The sequence below is a fragment of the Natrinema sp. H-ect4 genome (assembly GCF_041894845.1).
GTDB lineage: Archaea > Halobacteriota > Halobacteria > Halobacteriales > Natrialbaceae > Natrinema.
In genome coordinates, this window is the sequence record NZ_JBHDYC010000006.1 from 106,685 (window position 1) to 124,536 (window position 17,852).

Sequence of the window (17,852 nt, forward strand, 5' to 3'; positions counted from 1 at the left end):
CCAACGGCGTTTATCTACGTGATAATAAACCGATCGGGAGAGGTACGTCCGGTAAATGACTCGAGTCAGCGTCATCATCCCGACGTACAACAGAGCGGCGACGCTTGGACGCGCGATCGACAGCGCGCTCGAACAGACAATCGACGACCTCGAGGTCGTCGTGGTCGACGACGGTTCGACCGACGACACCGAGTCAGTGCTGGCCGCGTACGAGGATCCGCGAGTTCGGACGATCATCCACGCGACCAACCAGGGTGCAAACGTCGCCCGGAACACGGGACTCGAACACGTACGCGGGGAGTACGTCGCCTTCCTCGACTCGGACGACGTCTGGCACCCCGCGAAACTCGAGCGCCAGCTCGCGGCCCTCGAAGCCCGCTCGAGCATCTGGGTCGGGGCCTACTGTGACACGGCGTACGATCTGTCGGGAACGAGCGGCTGGCTCCGGTCGACCGCCGCGTCCGCGCTCGCTCGAGGGGACGACGATCCCACAAAAGAGGGCGGCGAGGAGCTGGTTGGTGAGATCCTTGCGGACAATGTCCAGCCCGGAGCCGGTTCGACGCTGCTCGTCCGCACGGCGGTCGCCAGGGACGCCGGCGGTTTCGACGAGGAACTGGATCGGTTCCAGGACCCGGAGTTCTGTCTCCGCGTCCTCGAGCAGGGGAAACTCGCCTGTGTCGACGACGTTCTCGTCTACCGTGACGATACCGGTCACCCATCAGCCGACGTCATTAAAAACGCGAGCAGGCAGTATCTCTCGGCGTACGAAGACAAGGTCGAACGCTTCGAGAACGAGGGGTACGACATTCGCTCGAGCCACGAACTCATCCTCGCGAAGCGATACCTCGCAGAGGGACGATTCCTGCGAGGGGCGTGGCACTTGCGGAACGCCGCCACGTCGCCGCGGTCGTACCCCGGTATCTGCTGGGTCACCGGCACCGGGGTTCGACGGCGACCGCTTCCGGTCGTTTTCACCCTCGGCTTCCTGCTCGTCGCACTCATATTCGGTCAGCGCGCACGTTCTCGGTGAACGCGCCCGTTCGCGGCCGATCGTTTTTGATTCGGAACGAGCGCAGCGTGCGCGTTCTCTCGACGCGAACCATTGCAGAACCGAAACGGTTCCGTTTCCATCGGTTATCGCACCTGTAGTAAAGCCGACCGCAACCGACGGGCCGGACGGATGAGACGCGATTCACTTTCACGAAGATCTGTACTGGGCGCGACAGCCGGTTTTGCACTCGCGAGTGCAAGTGCTGCCAGCGTCGTCGGCGGTGCGATCCAAAACGAGGAGGGAAGCGTCAGTCGAGACTCCATCGTCATCCGGGAGGGAACGGACGAGGAGACGACGGCGTACGTGACGACTGCGGATACCGACGGGCCGACAGCGATCGTCGTCGGCGGAATGCACGGAAATGAGACCGCGGGCTATACGGCCGCGGGCCGGATCGCCGACTGGACGATCGACGCCGGCACGCTCGTGGCGATCCCCGAGACGAACGCCGTCGCGATCGAGCGCGGGACCAGGAACGACGACGAGGGGAACAACCTCAATCGGCAGTTCTCCGAGGGGGAGACGCCGGGAACGACACTCGCACGCGCTATCTGGGAGGTCGTCAGCGAGTACGACCCGGACATCCTGATCGATCTCCACGAGTCGACGGGGATCTACGCGGGCGACCCCATGGACGGGGTCGGGCAAGCGGTTTTCCACTCCAGCGGTGATGAAGCGGCTGCCGCCGCGGATGCGGCCGACTACGTCACTCGGAACTACGTAGACGACCCCACTCTCGCGTTCCAGACCGGGCCGTTCTCCATGCCCAACACCGACCCGAGCGGCTTGCTCGCACACAAGGCCGCGCGCGACCTGAACGCCGACGGGTTCCTCGCCGAGACCGTTTCGACCGACGTCGAACTCGAGACCCGTATCCAGTGGCACACGGCTATCGTCGAGCGGCTCCTGGAGGGCGAATTGCTCCTCGAGGACTCCGACAGCGACAGTCCTCCTGAAGCACCGGTTGACGAGGAGCCGGCGGAGTCCGAACCCGAACCCGAACCCGAGCCTGAGCCTGATCCTGAGCCCGTGGACAACAACGTTGACGATGATACCGAAGCGTCCGGAAACGAGGACGGTGATGAGGCCTCGAACGAGGACGGCGACGAGTCCTCGGGCGACGATAGTGCGGCCACAAGCAATGAGTCACCGGCCGCGAATATCGAGGTCAGTTCGGCGCAGACCAGCGAAACGGCGCTCGATCTGGGCCAGACGGTCACGCTCGACGCGTCGGGGTCGTCCGATCCGGACGGCGAACTCGTCGACTACGAGTGGTGCGTCGGCAACGACGGCTCGTTCGACGAGACCGGCAAGACGATCGAGGTGACGGTCAGCGCACCCGGCGAACACCCGGTCGTGCTGCGCGTCGTCGACGACGGCGGCTCGACTGCCACTGACCGGATTACGCTCGCGACGAACTGCTGAGCCGCTGGGTGTCGGGCCGACCGCGCCGACGGCGGCCACGGCCGGAGCACCGCTGCTTCCGGCTCGGAAACAGCGGCAGTCTCTCCCTGACACCATCCGTTTCGAGAAGTAGTCCGCGCGCACCGAGCGGGTGAACCGATCGTCGCCGATCAGCGGTTGCTTGTTCGCATCTTCCAGAGATCGTCGAAGGTGATGACCTCGACGTCGGCGCTATCGATGTGCTCGAGTAATGTCTCGTAGTCGCCCTCTGGCATCGTGTTGTTGGCATCGAAGGCGTGGAAGTTCAGGATCGTACACTGGTTGTGCGCTGCGGCGAGGTCGACGCACCGTTTCGAGATCTCGAGGTCGTGCCCGATCGTCCGCGGTAACGCGAGCGGATCGAAGCCGTAGACGTTCGTCGTGTTAACGTCGCCGGCCTGATTGAAGCCGCCGCAGTAGTGGTATTTAGTGGTTTGCTCGAGGCTCGTCTTGTCGTAGCTGTTGTGCGGGTAGACGATGTAGTTCGCCCCTTCGAACCCGTTGTCGATGTACCACTGCTTGTCCGCCTTGAGTCTGCCTTCGATTTCCGATTCGTCGGTTTCAGCCATCGGATCGTGTGTCCCGTGGACGACGATCTGATCGCCCGCCTCCTGGCGCTCTATGAGCTCCGAGCGCGACATGGTTCCGTCTTCGCCCTGTTCAACCCACCGCGGAACCGGTGCCTGCACCGTCTGGAACCCGTACTCGTCGTGGAGCGGCGCGGCCGTCTCGTAGTAGTCGAGCATCCCGTCGTCCCAGCTCAGCATGACGTACCCTTGATCGGGCGTCTCGTGCGTGCGCAGGTCGTCGATCCAGACCTCGGCCTCCGGCATGGAGTGAAGCAACTGGATCTCGAGCCGATCGAGATTATCGAGGTCGGGTTCGTACTCGCTCTGCTGGAATACTCCGGGGCTCGCCCGGAACCAGCCGATGTCGGGCGAACGGTACGTGATTTCGCGGAGCGAGTACACTTTCGAGCTTCCGAACCGGTCGACGAGACGCAGGTTGACCGTGATGCTCTCTGGCGTCGTCGTCCGGATGGCGAAAGACAGGTCCGTCTCCGCCATGTCCTCGCTCCCGAGACTTCGCTGGGCGACGACGTTCTCGCCACCGTTCGACTGGAGCTTGAAGCTCTGCTCGCCGGCGAAGACGGTGTCCGTGTCCGCTTCGCCCGACCCCTGCTCGACGGTCCAGGGCTCGAGATCGCTGAAGTCGTCGAACGACTCGCCGGGTTGGCGAAGCCGTTCCCTGCTGTTGAATTCCGTTTCGAGCGGCGGAACGCCGTCAGCCAGCCCCGGTACCGAGTCATCCGAATCGTCCGTCGTTTCGTCCGATGAGTCCCCGTTCCCCATGCCGGTCGCAGACCTGATCTGCTCTGCACAGCCCGCCATCCCGGTGAGACCGGCTGCACCCGATAGTGCGAGGAATCGTCGTCGTGTCGCGCGTTTCCGTGACATTAGCGATCCGATGGTACTGCCAGCAATCCTATTATTATAGATCTAATAGTCGGGACCGAGGGCCGCTCGTATCGGCGCTCGACGGACGTTTCAGTACTTAACAGTCGCATAGTTATTGAGAACACCTGCGGAGGAGATTACGAAGGCGTCCGTACATGGGGATGTGGGGAGAGGCGTATTCCACGCTCCGACCGGACGCCGTCTACGCGGTGGTCTTCGACGATGAACAGGGAACTCTTCGGTGTATTCGGCGGTATTGACGCGTTCGAACGGTTCAGATCCAGTGAGGACTTCGACGAAGTACTCACCGGATCGACCGTCACGGTCGGAATCAGGGATTCCGATCTCGGGACGCCCGGCTGGAGCGCGACATACTCTCGCGACGACGGCTACTGCCTCATCTGGGGGGAAGCGTACGTTCCCGACGACGAGCCCAACACCGCTCGCTGGCTCCTCGAGCACTACGAGTCGGCGGGAGTCGACGCACTAGAGCGTCTCAACGGATCGTATCTGGCCGTGATCGACACCGAAGCGAGCGATGAGGCATTCGTCGCGACGGATCCGATTCGATCCCGAGAGTGCTTTTACACCGACGAGTCCGGAACTCGCGTTTTCGGAACCGATTCCGCCGAAGTCACACGCACGATTACGGACCCGACGCTGCATCGGAACGGAATTCTCGAGTTCCTGCACCTGGGAGTGACGCTCGGCGAAAAGACGGCCGTCACGGGACTACACCGACTCCCGATCGACAGTCGACTCGCGCCCGCGTCAGTCGACTCGTTCGAACGGTTCGTCTACGACCCACAGTCGTCTTCGGAATTCGACGTGGTCGACGAACTCGCCGATCGCCTCGAACGAGCGATCGAACGGCGGTCGTCGCTGCCCGGACAAAAGGGCATTCTCCTCTCGGCGGGCTACGACTCGCGGATCGTCCTCTCACAGGTCGACGATATCGACTGCAGTTACACGGTCGGCTCACTGGGCGCACAGGAGGTCCAGGCTGCGAGATCGCTCGCTGCTCAGTACGGCACGAGTCACACCGCCTTCCCACCAGACGAGCGATATCTCCGGCCCGACGAGTCGAAGATCCCGTACTCACAGGGGATCAAGGAATCGTTGCACATCCACCACGCCGGCTATACGGACGAAATCGGAGTCGATACGATGTATCACGGCCTCCTCTGTGACACGTTCTTCCGGGGCCATTTCACCGCCTCGAAGACCGTCGACGTTCTCGACAAGCGTATCCCGACCGGCGGACTCGAGTCCGATCCCGACCCCGTCGAGGTGTTCCTCGAGAAGTTCGGGTACAACCACGACGCCAGCCTCGAGTTGGTCGACCGAACATCCTTCGACGTCGATCCGGATGCGTTCGTCAGGGCGGCTATCGCCGATGAGTTCGACTCGAGACGGTCGCGTGCGGATCAAATACAGAACGCGCTGTCCTGTTGTGGCATCGCGAACCAGCCGTCGATACCGTTTCACAATCACCTCTCCGATCACTTCGTGACGTCGTTTCTGGCGACGGATCGCGAACTGATCGACTGGCATCTCCGGACGCCGCCGGAACACCGAACGACGGAAACGTTCCTCCGCGCGTGCGAGCGGGTCGACAGCGATATCCTGCGACACAGACCCCCCGATCGACCGTACGATGCGACGCTACTCAACGAGGTCGAAGGGTTCGTTCGCCGGAAGACACCGTTTCTCTCGTCATTCGAACCGCCCTGGCCGGACCGGAAGACGCTCTTCGAACGCCACGACTTCGATCGGCGGCTACTGGGCGACCTCGAGCACGTCCACGACCTGCCAGCCAGACACAAACTCAGGCTCACTGATCTCCACGGGTGGCTCGAGTGCAAGTCGGAGTTACGGGAGCAACTGCTCCCGTGGCTCCGACCACCGGCTCCGGTAGTCGCGTAACCGTTCGACTCGCCCCGACGAGTGGACGGGGACGAATAGATTTCGACTTTAACAGCCACCGTTGAAAACGGTCTAACACCTCTCTATTCCGTTCCCAACCGTTAAATCGTGAGAAGTCTTATATACCACGGGGTTTTAGCGCGGAATATGCGTCTGACGCCGTCTTGGCTGCGCTCTTCGTCGGTAGATTCCGCCGAAGAGCAGTCCGAGGATTCCGATGCGCTTTCCGGAGTGACGATGGTCTATGCCCCGGAAAGCGATTTCTCGGGGGACGGTACGATCGACACCCGTATCGGGGACTTCATTCCGGAATCCGATGCCGCCCTCGTCGCCGTCCTTGACGAGATGAGCACCCCGGTGACCGTCGATGAAGTCACCGATACGCTGGTCGAACCGGCTCGCCCATCGATCGAAACGTGGGCGACGATCCACGAACGACTCCATCAGAACCGCCTGCCGGCACTCGACGCGAAGGGTGCCATCGAGTTCGACGAAACACAGGGGCTGATCGAGCGGTCCACGGATCAATCGGACGAGGGCCGATCCCTCTCACGAGCGAGGCTTGCAGCGATCTCGGTCGGATTAGTGCTCGTGCTCATCGTGTTTGTCTCGGCGTTTGTTCTCGTTCCGTAACGGAGAGACCCACGAACCCCGTTCCTGTCTCGGTCACACTGTCGCAGAACAGTTCACTACCCGTCTTAGTTGACGAGTCGACTGATCGTGAGCACCGTAAAGAGCGATAGGATGAGTGCGCTCAGGCCGATCCCCGAGAGGAACGAGGTAAACGGCAGCTCGATCACTGCACCAAGGAGGATCGCATAGGAGAGCACCGTTGCGCCGATATAGTAGTCCTCCCACTCCGGGCTCTCAGCGCCCGTCTCGTCGACCGATTCGTCGGTCGAATCCAACTCGAGGTATTTGTCGACTCGATCAGCGAGGGGCTTTCGCTCGACGATGCCGCGGTTCTGCTGGTAGTCGATCAGGCCAGCTTCGTCGAGCTTCGAGAGATGCGACTGATAGAGCGGGATGTAGACACGCTGGCGCTGCGTGGACGTGAGTTCTTCGACGGTCGTATCGTGCTCCCACGCTGCGACCTGTTCTGCAACGTCGCGCATGCGTACGGGGCCATCAGAGCCGCGGAGATAGCGGAGAACCATCCGACGCCGTTCGTTTTGGAGGAGATGAAAGACATCGTCTTTCGAAAACGTCTGCTCCTTGGAGGGACAATCAGCTTCGTCAACCTCAACCTGAGCGTCATCGATCACACCCTGCTCATCATTCCCATTGGAGCTGATATGTTTCGCTTTCATTTCGACAATTACCCCTATTCAGGAGAGGGTAATAAAGGATAGAAATCGTGTATCTGAGAATTACTTGATTTACGTGATTTCATAACCGACAATCTATCTTTTAGTTATTTTTATACCCTCATACACGGGCTTAGAATCCCTAAATAGCCATATTTGAATATGGGATAGGGTATTTATTTCGTGAGCACACTCTATGTGGATTTCGGAAACTTATCCCGATTTTCAGATCATTCACGCTCCTATGGCGCGCAAGAATCGGCGCACGAAAACCGAGGAGATTTGTTGTCGATATCGTTATAACTCAGCGTCAGACGACCGTCAGACCAACCCGTTATATCGGGCTTATATTGGCGATAATAAACCGCCACCGTCCCCTCGTGACGAGACAATGAGCGACAACCAGTTGTGGTATCTGGATCTGGCAGCCGTCGTCGCAGTCACTGGCGCCCTCACGTTCGGAATCCTTTCAGGAGTATCTGGCACGATACGAATCGTATTATCGATTCCGCTTATTCTCTTTCTTCCCGGGTATGCGCTCGTCTCTGCCCTCTTTCCGGACAAGCCCAACGACGACTATCGCTCCTTCGATCAGGAGAAAACCGGCCTCGGGAATCCGCTGTTAGTCAGTGGTGGACTCGAGGCGATCGAACGAACCATCCTGTCAGTAGTTTTTAGCGTTGCGCTCGTCCCTGCGATTACCCTTTTTGCAAGCGTAACCCCTAGGGGTTTGACGCTCGAACCGGTGCTCCTCGGGCTGGCAGTTGTCACCGTCGCCCTGGCACTGCTTGCGATCGGTTCTCGATACCGCTGTCCGCCCGATAGACGGTTCGTTCCCACCGTTTCGTCGATATCCCCGTTCTTTTCCCGGGGACGACCGAGCCCGTACGAGCGAGTCAACGTTCGCCCGTACAACATCGCCATCGTGATCGGAATCGGCCTGTTGCTCGCGAGCGCCGGGTTCGCCCTCGCGAACCCACCACAGCACGATGGATATACGGAGATTTCCGTGGAAACGGACAACGTCACCGGTGACACCGACACGATCTACGACTCGACGTACACCGCGGGAGAGAGCCAGGAGCTGCAGGCGACAATCACGAATCAGGAACACAAAGAGCGACAGTACACGACCGTGGTACTGCTCCAGCGGGTGAGTTCCGACGGTGAGACCGTGACCGTCAACGAGTCGGTCGAGATGGACAGAAAGAGCGCGACAGTTTCCGATGGCGACTCTCACCAGCAGCCCCTCGAGATCACGCCGACGATGCGAGGCGACGACCTTCGACTGACCCTGTTACTCTACGACGGCGAAGCGCCGGCGGAGCCGACGGCTGAGAACGCCTATCGCAAACTTCACTTGCCGATCGAGGTCTCGTAGATGTGGCCGTGGGAGCATCTTGCGTTCGCGTACGTCCTGTACTCGCTGACCAGGAACGTGCTCTCTCGGACAGCACCCTCGGCCCAGGAAACGATCGCCATCGCTGTCGGCTCACAGTTTCCGGATCTGCTCGACAAACCGCTCGCCTGGACGTTCGGAGTTATGGAGACCGGATACGCTGTCGGACACTCGATCTTTGCTGCGCCGTTCATCATTCTTGTAGCGTACGCGGTGGCCGCTCGTCGAGGAAACCGAATCCTCGCGGGTGCGTTCGCGTTCGCACACCTCTCGCACCCGGTTGCCGATTTGCTCAACCGCGTACTCAGCGGACGAGCAGTCGACCTGCGGATCGTTCTCTGGCCGATCGAATCGCCGCCACCGGCCACGCAGGGAGGGTTCATCGACCATTTCGCCCGCTACTTCATCCAGTACGTGAACGCGATCGTCGCCGGCGGATTGACGCCGCAGGTCGTCTTTCAGTCGCTGCTCGCTCTCGCCGTTCTGGCACTCTGGCTGTTCGACGGTGCGCCGGTCGCTGCTGACATCTGGCGAGGGGTGCACGCCCAAAGACAGCAGTGAACGGCAATCAAACGCGTCGGAACGGCCTCGAGCGAGCCACGACATATTCGACAGTGTTCGTTCTCGAGACGCTGCGTTCACTACTGCAGCTGTTCTCTTGGCCGCGTTGGCCGTAGTCGACCGGGCGAACGACGAGCAAGTACCTGAACCGTCAGCCGTGACCACGGGTCGCAGTTGTGCCGCTGCGTGTTCGCTCGAGCGCACCGCTGGTCGACACAGTGGCCGCGACAGCGTGGCTTCTCGCCCTCGAAACGATGCGGGGTAAATACGCGAGCTGGTCGAACAAGTGGTACTGACCGTTCCGAGACCGGTGAGATGCGACAGAAAGAAACGATTGGGTCGATTCGTCGTCAGATCTATAGTAGCCACTGCACGTCATTGCACGCCTGATCGACTGACAGCTGTCCGATCAGTGTGTGAATCGTTTCGGTGGCTACTATCCTTTCGATGATTCGAACGCCAGCGAACGGAACCGCCGACGAGAGCGAGGATCAGTTTCCAGCCGGAGACGGCGTACAGAACGTCACATCACCGTTCGTGTAGACCGTCCCCTGATCCGGACGGCAGAGTTGCGCTCGAGAGGGGTTCATTATCTGCGCGTTCCCGTTGGCGTCCGGGAAGAACACCGCGTCGGTCGATTGCTCCGTTCGGTAGACCGTGTAGCTGTGATTCGTTGCGCCGCCTTCAGGAACCGTTGCGGTCGTCGTCGATGGATAGGCACCAGTCCGATCGATCAGCGTCTGATACGGGTGGTCAGTGTGAAGTTGCTGATCCGCCCGGATTTCATCACCCGAGGGTGAGCCAGTCAGTTCACCGATCGCCTGGGCCGCGGCGAGTTCCGTCTGGTCGTACGCGAGGCGCTCGTGGTGATCCGAGAAAACCGGGTTGTCGGCGTTGCTCCCGGGAGCGAGGACCATCGCACCGGGAAAGACGAGCGAGAACAGGATCAACACGGTGACGGCGAGTGCCGGCGTCAGGCTCCCCCGAAGCGTCTGCAGCCCAATCGCACCGAGGATGGCCATCGGCGCGTAGAGGAACGCGAACCAGCGCGTGGGGATGAAGTTCCGGATGCCGAACATCGGCAATCCGAGGACGAACACGAGCATGAACGCCGCCGCAAGCAAGAGGGTGAACACCGACTGTTCGGCACGTCGCCTGTGGACAACGTACAGACAGCCGACGAACGTTACTCCGAGCAAGAACAGGAAGCCGAGCGCGTCAACGTAGGGAACCACCTGATCGATCAGCGACGGTGCAGCCTCGGCCCCTGCCTCACCGCCGTCGGACGAGGACGCGCTCGCGATATTGAGGAAGCCGGCGCTCTCCTCGAGCGTCTGTGAGAAGTAGCTCAGAACCGTGGCCAGGAACGACTCCTGTCGGTACGGCGTGAGCGACCAGACGAAGATCGTCAGCCCCAGATTGAAGACGACGAGCCCGACGAGGTTGACCGGTTTCTTCGTCCGGAAAACGCTCGTATCGAGCCGCGTCAGCCCCAGCGGACCGATCACGAACACGACCTGTGCGAGAAACGCCGCGAGCAGCAAGACGAGCATGATGAACGTCGACACCTGGTGCGTGAGGATGACGGCAACGCTCATCAGGAGGAGGAGAGAGAAGTCCCGGATCGTGTACTCGATCCGCATCACCCGGATCAGCGCGTACAGCATCCCGAGGAAGAAGACCAAGCCCAGACTCGTCGGGATGATATGCATTCCCCACCTCGCGACGTGACTCGAGAAGGCGTAGAGAGCCGTCGCCAGCACCGCCCACCGCACCGGGACGAGCAGGTTCGTCGTCGAGTAGACGAGCAGGGCTGCGAGGGGCATCACGAGTCCGACGGAGAGGTACAACGCGGCGCGAATCGGAACGTCGTACAGCAGTGACGAGGCGGCCACCAGCAGGTGGTAGAACGGTGATCCGTAGTGTTTGTCGTGGGAGATCCCGCTCAGCGACTGCTCCGTGAGAATCGCGTCGACGAACCCCTGGTGTGTCCAGATGTCGATCCCGACGTATCCCGGCGTCGCGTACAGTGCGGTAAACCGGAAGACGAACGCGAAGCAGACGATCTGAAACACCAGCAGTCCGGGATGGAGGTCGCGGTCGCTCGCGAAGAGGACCTGGCCGATAACGAGCGTCCCGACGACGCTCGCCAGTCCGAAGTAGAGGGGGGTTCGCCCCCCCTGTATGACAGTGAGCGTCACGAGCGCGGCGAGTCCGACCAGCACGACACTCGGGAGCGCCATCGTCACCGCGGACGGGAGGGTCGGGAACGTCTGCGCGTCGTCCTGCTGCTGGTACAAGGAGAGAAGATACAGCGCACACGCGGTTCCGAGTACCAGCGGGACGGTATTGATGTACAGCTGCGACGTGAGGAATCGGAGCGGGAACAGCAGCGCTGCGAACAGGAACCCAGCGATCGCCGCGAGCGTGTCGAGTCGCAGCGGCCGCAGTTCCGACAACGAGCTAAACTTCATGACTGACCCCCGCTCGATGGGTCGTCCCGGTCGGCCGCTCGAGGACGCGACGATACACGTCGAGGAGCTGGTCGCCCATCGCCTCGAGCCCGAGCCCGTCGATCGCGTCGCGCCCGTTCGACCGACGAGCGCCGTCGAGGACGCGTTCGAGGCCGGCGGCGAGTTCGTCGTCGGTCGTCCCCACGACGCAGTCGTCGACGTCGCCGATCGTCTCGCGGACGAAGCCGACGTCGGTCGAGACGATCGGGACGGTACAGGCGGCGGCCTCCTTGACGACCAGCGGCCCGCTTTCACGCGTCGAGGTCACGAGGAGGACGTCGCTCGCGTTCATGTAGTAGGGCATTTCTTCGTAGGGGACGTCGTCGATCGTCCGTACCTCGAGGTCGACGTCGGCGCGGTCGGCGACGCGTTCGGCTCGCGGGAAGTCCTTGACGTCCCGATTCCGGTCGTACGGAAACAGCGCGACCCGCGCGTCGGTGTCCCACCCGATTCGATTGCGAGCCTCCTCGCGCGGGATCGGTCTGAACAGCTCCGTGTCGATGCCGAACGGGATCTCGACGTGTTCGGCGTCGAGTTCGGTGGACATTGCCGGACTCGGGACGATCGTCGCGTCGGCAAACCGAGCGCCGTACCGGCTGATCCGACGGAGCCATCCCATGTCGCTCATCAGGTCCGTTCCCCAGAGGCTCAACACGACGGGACGGGTCGGCTGAGCGAGGAGGAACGGCGCGACGAGGCCGTAGTGGCCGTGGACGAGATCGTACTCGTCCGACAGGACATGAGAGAGAACGCGCGGGTAAAAACGGAGGTAATCCAGCGGCGTCCGCGGAGAGTCGGCACTGTACTCCCCGGGAACGCCGATGACGGTACACTCGATACCGCGGTCTTCGAGGACCGATATCTGCTGTTCGAAGAACGATCGCGTGGAGGTGATGAGATGAAGGACGTGCATAGTTAGCCAGGATTCGACGCGAGCGTCGATTTGTTCGGATCGGTTCCGGAGCCGGCCGTCTCGACCTCCCGGACGATGACGTCGGTCACGTCGATTCGGTCGGCGAGGAGTCGGTCGCGTCGGCGCTGCCACGTCGATCGATCGTCTTCCTCGACGATCGATATCGCCTGCTCGAGCGATCGAACGTGGCGATCCTCGCCGTTGTAGCTGAACACGAGATCGTACTCCTCGTCGAGTTCGGTCACGTACCCGAGCGCGAGCGAGTTCACGTACACCGCCGGCGTCCCGAGGACCGCCGCCTCGGCGGCCATTGTCGCACCCTCGCCGACGAAACAGTCCGCGTAGGCGAGGAGGTCATGCATTCGGTCCGGCGCCAGTGCATACCGGTGGGACTCGAGTTCGGCCGGCAGATCGACTTCCGACGTGAGCAAGACGGTCGCGCCGGCGTCCTCGAGGCGTTCGACGACATCGATGGGGTCGTCGAATCCACCCTGTCCGACGTCGTGCGAGGAGTCCCAACTGCTCAGTCGCATCACCACCAGCGTGTCGTCCGGCTCGAGCCCAGCGTCCGCAAGGACGGCGGGATCGGGCTCGAATCGGTCGGGATGCAGGTACGCGAGTTCGTGATAGCCGGGATACGTGCGGTGCTTCGAGCCGATGTCTCCCTGATAGCACTCGGGCGTACAGACGACATCGGCGAACGGATACGCGAGTTTCGTGATGATCGTCGCGTGTTCCGTGTCGTAGAAGACGACGCTCTTCGCACCGACCACCGACGCGACGTGAGCCGCGGCGACGCCGCCGATCGCCGTGATCACGTCCGGCCCTATCCGTCGCGCCCGTCGAAGGAGCCGCGTCTCGTAGGTCGCCTGCACGGCCGCCAGCGAGAACAGCGAGTTCGACTCGCCGGCCAGCACCTCGTGGTCGATTCCCGCGCGCTCGAGCAGTTCGACCGTTACCTCGTTTTCGCGGGCGAAGACGTGGAGTTCGTGGCCCTGCGACTGGAGCTCCCGGATCGCGTGTTTGAAGAAGTGAACGTGACCCGGATGCTGGATCGTCACGATCGCACGCATCAGCGACGCACCCCCAGTTCGACGTTGTCCTTTGCGTCGGTTCGCATCGCGACCAGGAACAGCCCGACGCTGGTGAGGAACGCGAACGCGGCCGCGGTCGGTTCGCGCACCGACGCCTCGCCGTCGACTGCGTTCACGCCACCGAGGGTCGCGATCGCGGCTGCGGCCGCCAGCACGGCGATTCCCGCCGCGTAACAGAGGACGGTGGGGTGCAGTTTATTGGCGGTGAACTGAGACAGCATCCGCTGACAGAAGCCACGCAGGAGCGTGATCGAGGTGACCGGGATGAAGGTCTTGTACTCGATCGTACTCTCCTCGTCGGCGTAGACGGCCGGCATCGATACGTCCGCGACGCGCATCTCCGTGACATTCAGCCGGACGAGCAGGTCGTTTGGATACTCGTGATCGTCCGGAAGTGACTCGATATCGATCGCCGACAGCGCGTCGTGAGAGATCGCGGTGTACCCGTTCTGGGGGTCCTGCAAGCGCCAGTAGCCGCTCGCGATCTTCGTGAGCTGGGTCAGGACCCAGTTACCGAACAACCGGAACGGTGGCATCTCCCGACGCGAGGCCCGATCGGCGAGTCGGTTCCCCTTCGCGTAGTCGGCGTCGCCTTCCACGATCGGATCCAGGAGCGTCGGGAGCTGATCCGGATCCATCTGTCCATCAGCGTCCATCGTGACCGTGATATCGATGTCGTCGTCGCGTGCGCGAACATAACCGGTTCGCAACGCGCCGCCGGCACCCTGATTCTCCGCGTGGCGAATGGGGACGATTTCCGGCCCAACGACGGCGCCGCCGTCCGGGAGGGACGCGCGGAGTTGCTCGCTCTCGTCCTCGAGCGCATCGTTCTCGGACGCCCCAGTCTCGGGACGGCCGCTTTCGAGCGCGTCGCTTTCGGCTCGATCTCCCTCCCTCGAGGCGGCCGCGTACGTCTGAATGATTCGCCAGGTGTCGTCCGTCGAGTCGTCGTCGACGGCGTAGATGCGGTCGACGAAGTCGGGCATCGTCGCGAGGACGTCACCGACGTGATCTTCCTCGTTGTACGCCGGGACGATCACGCCGATCGTGTGTCTTCGGTACATTATAAACTGCGATAGACGAGTTCGGCGTCGGCTGCATCGTTCGATTCGAACGCGCCCGCGATGTCGATCAGTGCGGCGTCGTCGTCGAGGTCTGCCGCGACATCGTCGAGTTCGATATCCTCGAACTCCGAGTGCGAGGTCGTGAGGAGGACGGCGTCGAACCCGTCGAACGAGAGCGATTCCTGAATGTCGATGTCGAACGAGTTTCGGATCTCGTCGTGGTCGGCGTACGGATCGTATCCCGCGACGTCGATATCGAACTCGTGGAGGTGGTCGACGACGTTCGCGACCTTCGAACTGCGGATGTCACCCACGTCCGACTTGTACGCGAGTCCGAGCACCAGCACGCGGCTCTCTCGCAGTGTCTTGTGACACTCGTTGAGCGCCTTGATCGTCAACTCGGCGACGTGGTTCGGCATCGACTCGTTGACCTTCCGGCTCGTGAGCATCAGTTCCGGATCCACACCGTCTCGCTTCGCGCGATGCGCGAAGAAGTACGGATCGACCGGAATGCAGTGCCCGCCGACGAGCCCCGGCCGGTAGTCGTGGAAGTTCCACTTCGTCCGCGCCGCCTCGAGCACCTCTCGCGTGTCGAGTCCCATCTGTTCGAAGGCCATCGATAGCTCGTTGACGAGCGCGATGTTGACGTCGCGCTGGATGTTTTCGATGACCTTGCACGCCTCGGCGACCTCGATCGACGGGGCGGGGTGGACGCCCGCGTCGACGACAGATTCGTACAGCGTCGCGACGTCCTCAAGGACCGTGTCGTTTTGCGCACCGACCACCTTGACGACGTCTTCGAGCCCGTGGTCGTTGTCGGCCGGCGTCGCGCGTTCGGGCGAGTAGCCGACGAAGAAATCCTCGCCGGCGCTCAGCCCGGACGCGTCCTCGAGCGCCGGGACGAGGACCTCGCGCGTCGAGCCCGGGTAGACGGTCGACTCGAGGACGACGGTGGTGCCGGGATCCAGTTTCGACCCGACGGTCGTCGCCGCGCTCTCCACGTAGCCGAGGTCCGGCTGCTCGTCGTCGTCGATCGGTGTCGGAACCGCGATGATGACGTAGTCGGCCTCGGTGATCGTGGTCGCGTCGGTCGTATAGGAGATATCACCGTCCTGTATGGCTTCGTCCGTGAGGTCACCGGTCGTGTCGATACCCTCCTGTAGTCGGTCGACCGTCACGTCGTCGACGTCGTAGCCGATCACGCGGTAGTCCGACTGCGCGAACCCGACCGCGAGCGGGAGGCCGACGTATCCCAGTCCGACGACGCAGATCGTCGCCTCGCGGGTCGATTGCTCCGTTGTGTGCTCGAGGGTGGTTCCCTCACCGCTCGATTCGAGCGCGTACTGACCGCTCGCTCGCTCGTCCGCTCGCTCTTCCGTATCGCCAATTATCGTGGTCATGAGTGATCGTTATCGCGTGACCGTCACACGACCGAGTGCGACGGTGACTGTTCGAAAGTGGACGCCCGCCATCGGCGGGGCGCTCCGTAAAATCGAGAAGCCGCCGTCGGGGGTTTACTATACCCCGGATAAACGATTGCAAGCGTTCCACGCAGTGAAACCGGGAACGGGCGGGCGCTATCGACGGCAATGGCCAGTCAACGGCTCGGTGCCAGGATGAGAGCTTAAACCGTTGTTAAACGCTCCTATACGAACTCATAATGAAGGTCCCCGAAGCCGGAGTACCAGTACGGTCGGCGAGTTCACGTCATCGTGACTCGGATCACGCACCGGCCGCCACAGAACCGCGTAATCATGGTGTCCAATCCCCAGATCGGAGTCGGAGCCCAGCTCGCATCGATTCACAGCGCCGTCTCGATCGGAACGGGTCCGGCTTCGACTCACCACCAGGGGGCCTACGCGATTCCCTCGAGGGCGATTGTCCCCGGGGCTGGCGATCACCCCGATGGACCGTTGTCCGCGATACAACTACTTCGCGTGTCGTCGTTCTGGGAAACGGCCCTGATCGCGGTTCTCTTCCTGCTGATCAGCGCACTCATCGGGATTCGAATGGGCGACGTGCTGTCGAAACGCGAACTCGAGATGTCGTCGCTCCCGTTCGTCGTGAACGCAGCGGGTAACACGGACGAATCAGTCCACACGCATGCGGACGATCAATGGGCGTCCGAATCGTATCTGTCGCCCGAAACGCCGCCGAAGCTCCTGAGCGACGAGGGCAAGGTCGTCCGGCTGCTCGTCGCAAACGACGGTCGCATTCGCCAGCATCAGATCGCGGACGAAACGGGCTGGTCGAAGTCGAAAGTCAGCAGAATCTGCTCGCAGATGCACGCTGACGGGACGATTGAAAAGCAATCGGTCGGTCGAGAGAACGTCATCGTCTTCTCCGAACCACTGCCCGACGACGAGACGCGGTCTACCGAGATTGGGAACCCACACCCGTGAGCACCTGACGACCACAGTAGTAACCGTGACGACTACAGCAGTGTTCGTGGCGACTACAGCAGTATCCGTGACGACTACAGCAGTATCCGTGACGACTACAGCAGTGTTCTTAGCGACTACAGCGGTGTTCGACTGGGGAGATCGTTGTTTTACGGACCGAATCGGTTTCCACCGACTGCATCGCTGCCGTAGCGATCCGGTTTCGAACTCGGTCCCCGAACGACGCGGGTTGTGAACCGCGGGAATGCGAACGGTGAGCGAAGCGAGCCGTGAGCGAACGTCGTGAGCGAGAACCGCGGGCTGTGCGATCGATATGTGAATCGTTCAGTGGCTACGAGAGCGCCTCGCGTGGCAGTTTGTACTTCGACAGGGTCCGTACGGCTGCAAGTCCGTGCATCGTATCAGCGGACCGGTCTCGGTCACCCATTCGCCCGATGACGGCCGACAGTGGACTCGGTTTACCCGTCTCGAAGCGATCTCTCACCGCGGCACGGGAAAACTGTACGAATGTCATGCTCTGCTGTGACAACGGGCGGAGTGAGACGTGAAGCCGAAGTTGGAAAAACGAATGGGGTGTTATGCACTCGATAGTTCGCATGATATTCGCAGTACGGTCTTATTCGTGGTATAGTAATGCCCGCTGTTGCCCGTGGTAGGAGTAGCGCCCGATCCGTCGGCAGTGAACGGATGGGCTCGATGATACCAATGACACGGAACAGTCC

The 17,852-nt window shown here is 61.7% G+C and carries 14 protein-coding genes; 7 read left to right on the top strand and 7 right to left on the bottom strand.

All coding sequences use genetic code 11. The features are described from left to right. Positions 1-55: 55 nt before the first annotated feature. Together ACEWFR_RS09750 and ACEWFR_RS09755 are read left to right on the top strand one after the other, a co-directional pair. Positions 56-1,030: a glycosyltransferase family 2 protein gene (locus tag ACEWFR_RS09750; protein WP_374060841.1), complete on the top strand. Its 975-nt coding sequence runs from the start codon at positions 56-58 to the stop codon at positions 1,028-1,030. 150 nt (positions 1,031-1,180) lie between these two features. Then, positions 1,181-2,476 carry a PKD domain-containing protein gene (locus ACEWFR_RS09755; RefSeq protein WP_374060842.1) on the top strand — a complete coding sequence of 432 codons (1,296 nt, stop codon included), beginning with the start codon at positions 1,181-1,183 and terminating at the stop codon, positions 2,474-2,476. Between the two features lie 149 nt (positions 2,477-2,625). Here the strand turns inward: ACEWFR_RS09755 and ACEWFR_RS09760 are convergent, their stop codons facing one another. Next, on the bottom strand, positions 2,626-3,951 hold the full coding sequence (locus ACEWFR_RS09760; protein ID WP_374060843.1) for a polysaccharide deacetylase family protein: 1,326 nt from the start codon (positions 3,949-3,951) through the stop codon (positions 2,626-2,628). Positions 3,952-4,173: 222 nt separating this feature from the next. On the opposite strand from ACEWFR_RS09760, the gene ACEWFR_RS09765 reads away from it, so the two are divergent. Further along, on the top strand, positions 4,174-5,877 hold the full coding sequence (locus tag ACEWFR_RS09765) for a hypothetical protein (protein ID WP_374060844.1): 1,704 nt from the start codon (positions 4,174-4,176) through the stop codon (positions 5,875-5,877). A gap of 147 nt (positions 5,878-6,024) precedes the next feature. Then, positions 6,025-6,510 carry a hypothetical protein gene (locus ACEWFR_RS09770; protein WP_374060845.1) on the top strand — a complete coding sequence of 162 codons (486 nt, stop codon included), beginning with the start codon at positions 6,025-6,027 and terminating at the stop codon, positions 6,508-6,510. Between the two features lie 65 nt (positions 6,511-6,575). Here ACEWFR_RS09770 and ACEWFR_RS09775 read toward each other — a convergent pair whose 3' ends face one another. After that, entirely contained in the window at positions 6,576-7,187 is a 612-nt protein-coding gene (locus ACEWFR_RS09775; RefSeq protein WP_374060846.1) for a hypothetical protein, read from the bottom strand. A gap of 388 nt (positions 7,188-7,575) precedes the next feature. Here ACEWFR_RS09775 and ACEWFR_RS09780 point away from each other — a divergent pair, with 388 nt between their 5' ends. Beyond that, a complete protein-coding gene (locus tag ACEWFR_RS09780; protein WP_374060847.1) occupies positions 7,576-8,565 on the top strand; it encodes a DUF1616 domain-containing protein in 990 nt (329 codons plus the stop codon). Beyond that, positions 8,566-9,144, top strand: a complete 579-nt coding sequence (locus ACEWFR_RS09785) for a metal-dependent hydrolase (RefSeq protein WP_374060848.1) — start codon at positions 8,566-8,568, stop codon at positions 9,142-9,144. 491 nt (positions 9,145-9,635) lie between these two features. On the opposite strand, the gene ACEWFR_RS09790 is transcribed toward ACEWFR_RS09785, so the two are convergent. The 5 genes from ACEWFR_RS09790 to ACEWFR_RS09810 are packed head-to-tail and all read right to left on the bottom strand — an operon-like array spanning position 9,636 to position 16,128. Further along, positions 9,636-11,618, bottom strand: a complete 1,983-nt coding sequence (locus ACEWFR_RS09790; protein ID WP_374060849.1) for a hypothetical protein — start codon at positions 11,616-11,618, stop codon at positions 9,636-9,638. Continuing rightward, the gene (locus tag ACEWFR_RS09795; protein WP_374060850.1) at positions 11,608-12,570 is read right to left on the bottom strand and encodes a glycosyltransferase; all 963 of its coding nucleotides are present in this window, start codon (positions 12,568-12,570) and stop codon (positions 11,608-11,610) included. Before ACEWFR_RS09795 ends, ACEWFR_RS09790 begins: the two co-directional genes overlap by 11 nt. Positions 12,571-12,572: 2 nt before the next feature. Then, positions 12,573-13,643: a DUF354 domain-containing protein gene (locus ACEWFR_RS09800; protein WP_374060851.1), complete on the bottom strand. Its 1,071-nt coding sequence runs from the start codon at positions 13,641-13,643 to the stop codon at positions 12,573-12,575. Then, positions 13,643-14,728 carry a glycosyltransferase family 2 protein gene (locus tag ACEWFR_RS09805; RefSeq protein ID WP_374060852.1) on the bottom strand — a complete coding sequence of 362 codons (1,086 nt, stop codon included), beginning with the start codon at positions 14,726-14,728 and terminating at the stop codon, positions 13,643-13,645. Before ACEWFR_RS09805 ends, ACEWFR_RS09800 begins: the two co-directional genes overlap by 1 nt. Further along, positions 14,728-16,128, bottom strand: a complete 1,401-nt coding sequence (locus ACEWFR_RS09810; RefSeq protein ID WP_374060853.1) for a nucleotide sugar dehydrogenase — start codon at positions 16,126-16,128, stop codon at positions 14,728-14,730. Before ACEWFR_RS09810 ends, ACEWFR_RS09805 begins: the two co-directional genes overlap by 1 nt. Positions 16,129-16,482: 354 nt before the next feature. Here ACEWFR_RS09810 and ACEWFR_RS09815 point away from each other — a divergent pair, with 354 nt between their 5' ends. Next, complete coding sequence (locus ACEWFR_RS09815) at positions 16,483-17,130, top strand: helix-turn-helix transcriptional regulator (protein ID WP_374060950.1); 648 nt, start codon at positions 16,483-16,485, stop codon at positions 17,128-17,130. The last annotated feature ends 722 nt before the right edge of the window (positions 17,131-17,852 follow it).